This window comes from Nocardiopsis sp. NPDC006938, from assembly GCF_042869555.1.
Lineage (GTDB): Bacteria > Actinomycetota > Actinomycetes > Streptosporangiales > Streptosporangiaceae > Nocardiopsis.
In genome coordinates this window covers 606957-619069 of sequence record NZ_JBIAGA010000001.1, presented here as the reverse complement: position 1 = coordinate 619069, position 12113 = coordinate 606957, and the positions used below count along the sequence as shown (strand labels likewise).

The 12113-nt window shown below is 75.7% G+C and carries 2 protein-coding genes; both read left to right on the top strand.

Annotated elements, in window-relative coordinates:
• Nucleotides 1-12: 12 nt before the first annotated feature.
• Nucleotides 13-4827 carry an SDR family NAD(P)-dependent oxidoreductase gene (locus ACFYL4_RS02600; RefSeq protein ID WP_387515853.1) on the top strand — a complete coding sequence of 1605 codons (4815 nt, stop codon included), beginning with the start codon at nt 13-15 and terminating at the stop codon, nt 4825-4827.
• 100 nt (nt 4828-4927) lie between these two features.
• On the top strand, nt 4928-12070 hold the full coding sequence (locus ACFYL4_RS02595; RefSeq protein ID WP_357765830.1) for an SDR family NAD(P)-dependent oxidoreductase: 7143 nt from the start codon (nt 4928-4930) through the stop codon (nt 12068-12070).
• Nucleotides 12071-12113 lie beyond the last annotated feature (43 nt).

Below are 12113 nucleotides of genomic sequence, written 5' to 3'. Positions count from 1 at the left end.
AGGAGGCTTGAGTTGAGCAGTGACAGCGAACGCCTGGTGTCGGCGCTCAGGACCGCGATGAAGGAGAACGCGCGCCTCCGTGCCGAACTGGAGGGCGGGCCCGAGCCGATCGCCGTCGTCGCGACCGGGTGCCGTCTGCCCGGCGGGGTCGACACCCCCGAACAGCTGTGGGACATGGTCTCCCAGGGGCGGGAGGCGCGCGGCCCCCTCCCCGACGACCGGGGGTGGGACCTGCCCGGGCTGGTGGCCGGGTCAGACGACGACCGCCGCGTCGCCATGGACCGGGGCTCCTTCCTGCGGGGCGCCTTCGACTTCGACCCGGCCTTCTTCGGCATCTCGCCGCGCGAGGCCGAGGCCATGGAGCCCCAGCAGCGGTTGCTGCTCGAACTGGCGTGGGAGACGCTGGAACGCGGGGGTCTGGCCCCGACCTCGCTGACGGGCAGCGACACGGGCGTCTACGTCGGACTGGCCCACCAGGAGTACGGGCCGCCCGTACACGCCGCGGAGTCGGACGGGGTCACACTGACCGGGGTGTCGGCCAGCGTGGCCTCCGGACGTATCTCCTACTGCCTCGGCCTGGTCGGTCCGGCGCTGACCGTGGACACCGCGTGCTCCTCCTCACTGGTCGCCCTCCACCTGGCCGTGCGCGCCCTGCGCGACGGCGACTGCTCCCTGGCACTGGCCGGTGGGGCCACGGTCATGTCCGGCCCCGGCACCCTCACCGAGTTCACCCGCCTGCGCGGGGTGGCGCCCGACGGCCGCTGCAAGGCCTTCGCGGACGGCGCGGACGGCGCCGCCTTCTCCGAGGGCGCGGGCATGGTCCTTCTGGAGCGCCTGTCCGACGCGCACCGCAACGGCCACCCGGTCCTGGCCGTGGTCAGGGGAGGCGCGGTCAACCAGGACGGCGCCTCCAACGGGCTCACCGCGCCCAACGGCCCCTCCCAGGTTCGCGTGATCGGCCGGGCCCTGGCGGACGCCGGTCTGGAACCGGGGGAGGTCGACCTGGTCGAGGCCCACGGAACGGGGACACCGCTGGGCGACCCGATCGAGGCCCAGGCACTGATCGACGCCTACGGCCGTGGACGCGACCGGGACCACCCGCTCTGGCTGGGGTCCCTCAAGTCCAACATCGGACACCCGCAGGCGGCGGCCGGGGTGGCGGGCGTGGTCAAGGCGGTCGAGGCGCTGCGCCGTGGCGTCATGCCCCCCACGCTGCACGCGGACCGGCCCAGCGCCCACGTGGACTGGGAGGACGGCGGGGTCCGGCTCCTCCAGGAGCCCCGTTCCTGGACACCCGAGGGTCGGCCGCGTCGGGCGGCCGTCTCCTCCTTCGGTATGAGCGGGACCAACGCCCACCTGATCCTGGAGCAGGCGCCCGAGCCGCGGACGGACCCTCCGGCCGAGGGGACGCCCGACCGTTCCCGCCCGGCTCTGGTCTCGGGCGCCGTGGCCTGGCCGCTGTCCGCCCGGAGCCCCGAGGCACTCGGCGCGCAGGCCGCGAGGTTGCGCGAGCACGTGGAGCGGCGTCCCGGACTGGCTCCCGCCGACGTCGGGCTGTCGTTGGCCACCACCCGGTCGGCGCTCGAACACCGTGCCGTGGCCGTGGGCCGCGACCGTGAGGAGCTCCTGGCCGCGCTGGGCGCCGTCGAGGCGGGGACGCCGGGCGCGTCCACGGCCTCGGGCCGGGCCCGTCCGGACCGGCGCCCCGTGCTGGTCTTCCCCGGCCAGGGCGGTCAGTGGGAGGGCATGGCCGTGGAGCTGCTGGACTCCTCCGCGGAGTTCGCCTCTCACGTGGAGGCCTGCGAACGGGCCCTGGAACCGCACGTGGGGTGGCGGCTCACCGACGTGCTGCGCGGACGGGCGGGCGCGCCCGCCCTGGACCGCGCCGACGTCGTCCAGCCCGCCCTCTGGGCGGTCATGGTCGCGCTGGCACGCCTGTGGATGGCACACGGTCTGACCCCGGCCGCCGTGGTCGGGCACTCCCAGGGGGAGGTCGCCGCCGCGCACATCGCCGGGGCCCTGAGCCTGGAGGACGCCGCCAAGGTGGTGGCGCTGCGCAGCGGGGCCGTGCTCGAACTCGCCGGGACCGGGGCGATGGTCTCGGTCGCCGCCGCCGAGCCCGACCTGCGCGACCGGCTGGCCGCCTGGGAGGGGGTGGTCGGCGTGGCCGCCACCAACGGTCCCGGGAGCACCGTCATCGCGGGTCGGCCCGACGCGGTGGCCCTGGTGGTCGAGGAGTGCGAGGCCGACGGCCTGCGCACCAGGGCGATCGCCGTCGACTACGCCTCGCACACCCCCGCGGTGGACGTCCTGGAAGAGCGCGTCACGGCCGAACTGTCGGGTGTCACCCCCGGACGTCCGATGATCCCCTTCTACTCCACCCTCACCGGTGGCGCCCTGGACGGGCGCCCGCTCGACGCGGCCTACTGGTTCGAGGGGTTGCGCCGACCGGTGCGCTTCGCCGAGGCGACCCGGGCCCTGGTCGAGGCGGGCCACGACGTGTTCGTCGAGGTCGGTCCGCATCCCGTGCTGACGCCCGCGATCCAGGAGACCCTGGAGGAGGCGGGCGCCGACGACGCGGTGGCGCTGGCGACCCTGCGCCGGGACGAAGGGGGCCCGGTCCGGTTCCTGACGTCCCTGGGACAGGCCCACGCCCACGGAGTGGACCTGGACTGGACCTCGCTCTCGGGCCCGGACGCCGTCCCCGTGCCCCTGCCCACCTACGCCTTCCAGCGTCGGCGCTACTGGCGTCCGGGCCCCGGACCGGCCCCGTCCGGGCGGGAGGACGGCCCGGGGGACGCACCAGCGCGGGCCTCCGGCGACGCCTGGACCTATCGCGAGGAGTGGGTGCCCCTCCCGGTCTCATCGGAACCGGGCGCACCAGGGGACGCCTCCCGAGACCGGAGCACCTGGTTGCTGGTCGGCTCCCGGCCCGGGGCCGCCCTCCAGGGGTGCGCCGAGGCCCTGGAGCGCCACGGGTACCGCACGCGCGTGCTCGACCTGCCGGACGGCGCGGGACGGCGGGAAGCGGCCGCGCTGCTCTCCACCGCCCGTGACGGCGCGGACCCCGTCGCCGGCGTCGTGCTGGCCACCTCCCTCGACACCGGGCCCGGCCCCGTCCGACCGCCCTCCGCCGCTCCCGCCCACCGGGACGCCGTGGCCGTCCTCCAAGCCCTGGTCGACACCGGGACCGACGCGCCGCTGTGGTGCCTGACCAGCGGCGCCGTCAACAGCGGCGCGGGTACGGGCGACCCTGCCGGAGCCCTGCTGTGGGGTTTCGGCCGGGTGGCGGCCCAGGAGCACACCGACCGCTGGGGAGGGCTGGTCGACCTGCCCGACCCGGACGACCCGGGTTCCGGGGCCGCGCTGGCCTCGGTCCTGACCGGCCGGTCCGCCCGGGGCGAGGACCAACTCGCGATCCACGGAACCACGGTGCTGGCCCGACGCCTCGTCCGCGTCCGCGTCCCCGACGACGGCCCCCGCGACTGGCGGCCCTCGGGCACCGTGCTGGTCACCGGAGGAACCGGTGGACTCGGCGCGCACACCGCGCGCTGGCTCGCCGAGCGGGGCGCGCCGCACCTGCTCCTGGTCAGCCGTCGCGGCCCCGAGGCCCCCGGCGCCACGGAACTCGTCGACGAGCTTCGCGCCCTGGGCGCCCGCGTCACACTGGTCGCCCGTGACGTCGGTGACCGCGACCAGCTCCGCGAGACGCTGTCCGAGGTGCCCTCGGACCTGCCCCTGACGGCGGTCTTCCACACGGCGGCCCACCTGGACGACGCGCCCGTGGCCGACCTCGCCCCGGAGGCCCTGGCCCGCGCCCTGCGCGCCAAGGCCGACGGAGCCGTGCATCTGCACGAGCTCACCCGCGACCTGGACCTGTCGGCGTTCGTGCTGTTCTCGTCGGTCGGGGCGGTGTTCGGCGTCACCGGCCAGGGCAACTACGCCCCCGGCAACGTCTTCTGCGAGTCCCTCGCCCATCACCGCAGGTCGCTGGGCCTGACCGCGACCTCGATCGCCTGGGGCGCCTGGGAGGGCGCCGGGATGGCCGGACGCGAGGCGGTGGCCGGGCTGCTGCGCCGCCACGGACTGCCCACGATGAAGCCCGAGCTGGCACTGGCCGGTCTGGGCCGCGTCCTGGACCACGACCTCACGGCGCTGGCCGTCGCCGACGTCGACTGGCCGCGTTTCCGGGTGGCCTTCACCGCGAACCGGCCCAGCCCGCTGGTCGGCGACCTCGGCGTGACCGGCTCCGCCGGGAACGGGGGCCGCACCGGTCCCGCTGAGGGGGCCGTGACCGGCACCGAGCCACGCGAGGGCGGCGCGGGTCTGCGATCGCGCCTGTCCGGGGCGGGGCGCGCCGAACGCGTGCGCGTCCTCACCGGTCACGTGAGCGAGCACGTGGCGGCCATCCTCGGATACGACTCCGGCGACGCGGTCCCGGCCGACCGGGGCCTGAAGGACCTGGGCATGGACTCGGTCACCGCCGTGGAGCTGCGCAACCGGCTCACCGCTCTCACCGGGGTCCGCCTGCCCCCGGCGGTCGCCTTCGACCACCCCACCTGCTCCGCGCTGGCGCGCCACGTGGAGGAGCGGGTCTTCGGCAGCGCGGAGGAGGTCGTCCTGGAGCGCCTCGACGGGCTCGCCGCCGCGCTCGACGAGTACGAGGGCGCCGACGGCTCCCGCGTGGCGGAGCGGCTCCGCGCCCTGCTGGGGAGGCTGGAGCCGGACGCACCGGGGAGCCTCGGCGGGAAGACCGACGGGGCCGACCTCGACTCCGCGTCGCGGGAGGAGCTCTTCGCCCTCATCGACGAGACCCTGGCGGACTGAGCCCGCCCTCCTCCCCGTCCGGCCGCGCGGCCCCCACGATCCCCAGTCCCCACCACCCCCGGCGCCCCGGTGCCGCGAAGTGAACCGATGAGGCACACCCATGACTGACGACGCCCAGGTCCTCGACTACCTCAAACGGGTCACGGCCGACCTCCGGCGCACCCGGGCCGAACTGAACCAGCTCCGGGAACGCGACAGCGAGCCCATCGCCGTGGTGGGCATGGGGTGCCGACTCCCCGGTGGGGTGAACGGCCCCGAGGAGCTCTGGGACCTGCTGGAGCGGGGGGACGACGCCATCGGCGACCTGCCCGACGACCGGGGCTGGGACGTCGAGGACATGCGCGGCCGCCCCGGTATGTCCACGGGCGGGGGGTTCCTGGAGGACGCGGCCGGGTTCGACGCCGCCTTCTTCGGGATCTCGCCCCGCGAGGCCGAGGCGATGGACCCCCAGCAGCGACTCATGCTGGAGGTGACCTGGGAGTCCCTCGAACGGGCGGGCATCGACCCCCACACCCTCGCCGAGACGCGCACGGGCGTCTTCACCGGGATCAGCACCACCGACTACGCCCGGACCACGACCTCGGGACGGGTGCCCATGCCGGAGGGCGTCGAGGGTTACCTGATGACCGGCACCGCCGCGAGCGTCGCCTCGGGGCGGATCGCCTACACGCTGGGACTGCGCGGGCCCGCGCTGACGGTGGACACCGCCTGTTCCTCCTCCCTGGCCTCCGTGCTGTTGGCCGTGCGCTCCCTGCGCCGGGGTGAGTGCGTGATGGCGCTGGCGGGCGGCGCGACCGTGATGTCGGGGCCCTCGCTCTTCGCCGAGTCGGCCAAGCAGGGCGCCCTCTCGCGGGACGGGCGCTGCAAGGCCTTCGGAGCCGGAGCCGACGGAACCGGGTTCGCGGAGGGCGCCGCCTCCCTGGTCCTGGAACGGCTGTCGGACGCCCGGCGCCACGGGCGCCCGGTCCTCGCGGTGATCCGGGGCGGCGCGATCAACCAGGACGGTGCCTCCAGCGGTCTGACCGCGCCCAACGGCCCCGCGCAGATCCGGGTGGTCCGCGCCGCGCTGGAGGACGCGGGCGTGGTCGCCGACGACATCGACGCGGTGGAGGCGCACGGCACCGGTACCGAGCTCGGCGACCCCATCGAGGCCGGAGCCCTCCTGGAGGTGTTCGGCTCCAGGTCCGCTCCCGACCCGCTGTGGTTGGGCTCGGTCAAGTCCAACCTGGGGCACACTCAGGGCGCTGCCGGTGCGGTCGGCATCGTGAAGATGGTGCTGGCCCTGAGCCGAGGACGGCTGCCCAGGACCTTGCACGCCGACCGCCCCACCCCCCTGGTGGACTGGGACTCGGGCAGGGTGCGCCCGATCTCCGAGGCCCGGGACTGGCCGCGCGGGGAGCGCGTGCGCCGAGCGGGGGTGTCGTCGTTCGGCATCAGCGGGACCAACGTCCACCTGGTTCTGGAGGAGGCCCCCGAGCCCGCCCCGGAGGAGGGAGCACTCGCCCCCGGCCAGGGCGACGGGTCCACCGCACCCCTGGTCGCGGGCCGTACCGCGTGGCTGCTGTCGGCCCGTGACGAACCCGCGCTCCGGGCACAGGCGCAACGCCTCGCCGACCACGCGGACACCCTGCTCGTGGACGCGCCGGGCGCGGGCCCCTCCGCGCACGACGTCGCACGGACCCTGGCCACCGAACGCGCCCGCTTCTCCCGGCGCGCCGTCGTCGTCGGAGGCTCCGCCGAGGCCCTCACCGGCGGACTCCGATCCCTGGCCGCGGGCGAGGAGGCGGACGGGACCGCCACCGGTACGGCGCGGCGGTCCGGACCCGCCGAGGGGCCGGTGTTCGTCTTCCCCGGCCAGGGCAGTCAGTGGTCGGGCATGGCCCGCGACCTGATGGCCGACTCCCCGGCCTTCGCTGCCTCCGTGGCCGAGTGCGAGGGAGCCCTGGCCCCCCTCGTCGACTGGTCGCTCTCGGCGGTCCTGCGCGAGGAACCCGGCGCTCCGGCCTTCACAGGCGAGAACGTGCGCCCCGACGTCGTCCAGCCCGTCCTGTGGGCGTTCCTGGTCTCGCTCGCCCGGCTCTGGCGTGCGGCCGGGGTCGAGCCCGCGGCGGTGGTCGGCCAGTCACAGGGGGAGGTGGCGGCCGCCTGTGTGGCCGGGGTCCTGTCCTTGGCGGACGGCGCCCGGGTGGTCGTCGCCCGCAGCCGCGCGCTGGCCCGGGTCGCGGGAGAGGGCGGTATCGCGGTGGTCGGGCTCAGCGCCGACCGCGCGGCCGCCCTGATCGCGGGCATGGAGGACCGCCTGGCGGTGGCGGGCGCCAACGGTCCCGAGACCTGCACGGTCGCCGGCTCCGTCGCCGCCGTGGACGCCTTCGTGGCGGCACGGGAGGCGGAGGGCACCTTCGTGCGGCGCATCCCCGTCGACTACACCTCGCACTGCTTCCTCATGGACCGGGTCGAGGACGAGATGCTCACCGAGCTGGCCGACCTCCGGCCCCGTGCGGGCACCGTGCCGTTCCACTCCACCGTCGCGCCCGCCACCACGTGGACGCCGGGATACGTACCGCCCACCGCGCCCGTGGACGGGACCACCCTGGACGCCGGGTACTGGTACCGGAACCTGCGCCATGGCGTGGTCCTCGAACCCGTCGTCCGCGCCCTGGCCCCGACCGGCATCCCGTTCGTCGAGGTCGGCGCGCACCCGGTGCTGTCGGTTCCCCTGCGCCAGACCCTGGACGCGGCGGGGGCCGACGACCGCCCCCTGGTCCACACCCTGCGCAGGGACCAGGACCCCCGCGACCGCTTCCTGACCGCGCTGGCCGAGGCCCACTGCCTGGGGATCGGCGTCGACTGGGCGAAGGTCCTGGGCGAGGGCGCGGGGAGGGTCCCGCTGCCGACCTACGCCTTCCAGCACCGGCGGTACTGGCTCACCGAACCCGTGCTCTCCGGCGACCCCTCCTCAGTGGGGCTGAACTCCGCCGACCATCCGCTGATCGGGGCCTGGACCCCCCTCGGCGGGACCGGGCAGACCCTCTTCACCGGGAGGCTCGACACCGAGGGCACCCCGTGGCTGACCGAACACGCGCTCTCCGGCCGGGCCCTCCTCCCGGGAGCCGCCACGGTCGAGCTGCTCCTGCGGGTCGGGCACCTGTGCGACCGGCCCGAGATCGCCGAACTCACCCTGAGCGCCCCCCTCGAACCCGACCCGGACGGCGGTGGAACCCCCGTCCAGGTCATCGTGGACGCCCCCGACCTGCGCGGCACCCGCGCGTTCCGGCTCCTGTCGGCCACCGCCGACGGCCGGGAGTGGACCGAGCACGCCCAGGGCCTCCTGGCTCCGGCCACCCGGACGCCCGCCCCGACCCCCGTTCCGCCCGGCCCGGGCGCGTCCGAGCTCGCGGTGGCGGGGGTCTACGAGCTCCTGGAGGCCCGGGGCGTCCGCTACGGGCCCTCGTTCCAGGGTCTGCGCACGGTGCGGGCCGAGGGCTCCCGCACGTGGGCCGAGGCGGGCCCCGCGACCCTGCCCGCCGACGCGGCCGCCATGACCGGCCCCCACCCGGTCCTGCTCGACGCGGGCCTGCAGTCCCTGCTCCTGCGTGAGGCGGACGAGGGGGAGAGCCCCCGGCTCCTCATGCCCTTCTCCTGGAACGGGGTGCGCGCGTACGGCCGACACGCCACCGACCGCGTGCGGGTCCAGCTCACCCGGACCGGACACGACACGTACGAGGTCCTGTGCACCGGCCCCGACGGGGCCCCGCTCCTGAGCGTCGACTCCCTCACGGTCAGGGAGGCGGCCGACACGTCTCGCCCGGACCGGGACGCGCTCTTCCACCTGGAATGGGAGGACGTCACCGGCCGGGGCGAGGCCGCGACTCCCGACCCCCGCACGTGGGTCGCGACCCCGGGCACGCCGCTGGACGACTGCCCCACGGAGGAGGGGGAGACGGCGCCCCCCGTGATCGTGCTCGGGTCGGACACCGCCGCGAGCGCCGATCCCGACCAGGCGCTCGCCCGGCTCTCGGGACTGGTGGCGTCCCTGCGCGACCGGATGGACGACGACCACTACTCCGCCACCCGGTTCGTGGTGCTCACCCGAGGCGCGGTGCGCCTACCGGGCGACGCCGACCCGCCCGCGGACCCGGCGGGGGCGGCACTGTGGGGACTCGTCGCCTCAGCGGAGACCGAGAACCCCGGCCGCTTCCTGCTCCTTGACGCCGACCGGGCCGACACGGGGCTGGTCGCCGAGGCGCTGCGCACGGAGGAGCCCCGGCTGGCGGCCCGGGAGGGGCGGCTCCACGCACCCCGCCTGGCCCGCAGCCGCTCGGAGGCCGATGACGGTGCCCTCCCGCCCGCGCGCAGTCCCGGCTGGCGCCTGGACGCCGACGGCCGGGGCATCGTCGGGGGACTCCGGCACCTCCCCGCGCCCGAACGGCCGCTGGCCCCCCACGAGGTGCGTGTGGCGGTCCGCGCCGCCGGGCTGAACTTCCGCGACGTGCTGATGACCGTGGGCATGTACCCGGAGCCGGGTGACATCGGCAACGAGGGTTCCGGCGTGGTGCTGGAGGCCGGGCACGACGCCGGGGGCCTGCGACCGGGTGACCGCGTCATGGGACTCTTCCCGGGCGCCTTCGGGCCCGTGGCGGTGGCCGACCACCGCTACCTGACCCGGGTCCCCGACAGCTGGGACCACGCACGGGCGGCCGCCGTCCCCGCCGTGTACCTGACCGCCTACCTCGCCCTCGTGGAGGAGGCCGGGCTGAGCGCGGGTGAGACCGTGCTGATCCACTCCGCCGCCGGTGGCGTGGGCCAGGCGGCCCTCGGCCTGGCCCACCACCTGGGCGCCCGGGTGCTCGCCACCGCCAGCCCCGGCAAGTGGGACCTGCTCCGAGCGGCCGGGCTGGGCGACGACGAGATCGCGCATTCGCGCGAGCCCGGGTTCGAGGAGCGGTTCCGGAACGCGGCGGGCAGCGTGGACGTCGTCCTCAACTCCCTCACGGGCGAGGCGATCCCGGCCTCCCTACGGCTGCTCGGCGAGGGCGGCAGGTTCGTGGAACTGGGCCGTAACGAACTGCTCGGGGCCGACGAGGTCCCCGACGGCGTCACCTACCGGGCCTTCAACGTCCTGGAGTCGGGGCCCGAACGCATCCAGCGGGCCTTCGCCGCGCTCGTACCCCTGCTCACGGACGGCACCCTGGACCAGGGGCCGCTGCACCGGTACCCGATCGAGGAGGCCGCGGAGGCGTTGCAGGTCATGCAGCGCGGCCACAACGTCGGCAAGACGGTGCTGGACCTGACCGGCCGTTTCCGGCCCGGCGGAACGGTGCTGATCACCGGCGCCAGCGGACAGCTCGGCAAGCTGGTCGCCCGCCACCTCGTGGTCCGGCACGGCGTGGACGACCTCCTCCTGGTCAGCCGTCAGGGCTCCCGCGCCCCGGGCACCGAGGCGCTCGTCGCCGAACTCACCGCCCTGGGCGCCCGCGTCCGGGTCGAGTCCTGCGACGTCGCCGACGCCGAGCGGTTGGGGGAGCTCCTGGCCGACACTCCGCTCACCGCCGTCGTGCACTCGGCCGCCGTGCTCGACGACGCCACCTTCACGGGTCTGACGGACGGCACCATGGCTCGGGTGATGGCGCCCAAGGCCGTCGGCGCCTGGAACCTGCACCGCCTGACCGAGCACCTCGACCTGGACGCGTTCGTCCTCTTCTCCTCGGCGGCCGCGGTGTTCGGCAGCGCGGGCCAGTCGGCGTACTCGGCCGCCAACGCCTACCTGGACGCCCTGGCCGCGTACCGCAGGGAGCGGGGCCTTCCGGCCCAGTCACTGGCCTGGGGCCGCTGGCTCACCGAGTCCGGGGACTCGGCGCAGATGAACCCGGTCAACGCGAACCGGATGTCCCGCACCTGGGGCGTCCAGGGGATCGACGAGAGCGAGGGGCGCGCCCTCCTGGACGCCGCGCTGTCGACCGACCGCGCCCACCTGGTGCCCTCACCGCTGGACCTGGTCGGACTCCGCACCCGCGCGGTCACCCGGGGGCACGTGCCCGCGCTGATGCGCGGGCTGGTCCGGGCCCCCGAGCGGACCGGGCCGGACACGGTGCCGTTGGGCTCGGTTCCCGCGGGCGCCGAGCGGCGGGAACTGCTCACCCGCCTGGTGCGCGAACGGGCGGCCGAGATCCTGGGCTCTTCGGAGTACGGCGCCGACCAGGAGTTCCCCGAGTCGGGGTTCGACTCGTTGACCGCCGTGGAACTGCGCAACCACCTCCAGTCGCTCACCGGGCTGCGCCTGCCCGCCACCCTGGTGTTCCAGCACGCCACACCCGTGGCCCTGGCACGGTTCCTCGACCGTGAGATGGGGCAGACCGCGCCCGAGCCGGAGCAGGGCTCCCGCCGCCCCGCCCCGGAGGGCCCGGGCGAACGGACCCCGGGCGCCACCGGAGTCAACGACAGCCTCGTCGGCCTCTTCCTGGACGCCTGCGTCCAGTACCGGCCCAGGGAGGCCATCGACCTGGCCCTGGCCGCCTCGCGTACGCGGGCGGTCTTCACCGGGGACTCGCCCGCCGCCACCACGGTCCTGGCCACCGGGCCCGAGGAACCGGTCCTGATCTGTCACCCGTCACTGGTCATGACCTCCGGTCCGCACGAGTTCGCCCGGTTCGCCAGCAGGTGGCAGGGACGACGACGCGTCGTCGCTCTGTCCGCGCCGGGCTACCTGGACGGCGAGGAGCTTCCCGCCGACCTGGACACCTTCGTACGGACCCAGGCGGACCAGGCGCTGGCCGCCGCCGACGGCCGCCCCTTCGTGCTGGTCGGCCGGTCCTCCGGAGGGTGGACCGCGCACGCCGTCGCGGAGGAGCTCGCGCGCCGGGGCACCCCGCCGGAGCGGGCGGTGCTGCTCGACACCGTCGTTCCCGGTGACGACGAACTCCTGCCGATGGTGACGGAGTTCGTCACCGACCGCGCCAACGAGTTCGAGCTCCTCGACACCGCCCGGCTGACCGCCATGGGCGCCTACCTCGACCTGTTCTCGCAGTGGCGCCCGTCCGACTGGCGGGGGAGGACCGTGCAGGTCAGGCCGACCGAGGCGGTGGTCACGGCGGACGGGGGCAAGCTGGGCCTGGGGTGGAGCTGGCCGACCGGGCACGAGCGGGTCGAGGTACCGGGCGACCACTTCACCATGATGGAGGAGTGGGCGCCGCACACCGCCGAGGCCGTCGGCCGCATCCTCTCCGAGCGGGACGCCGCGGAGTGAACCCGGGCGGGGCGGGCGCCCACCGGCGTCCGCCCCCCCCCGC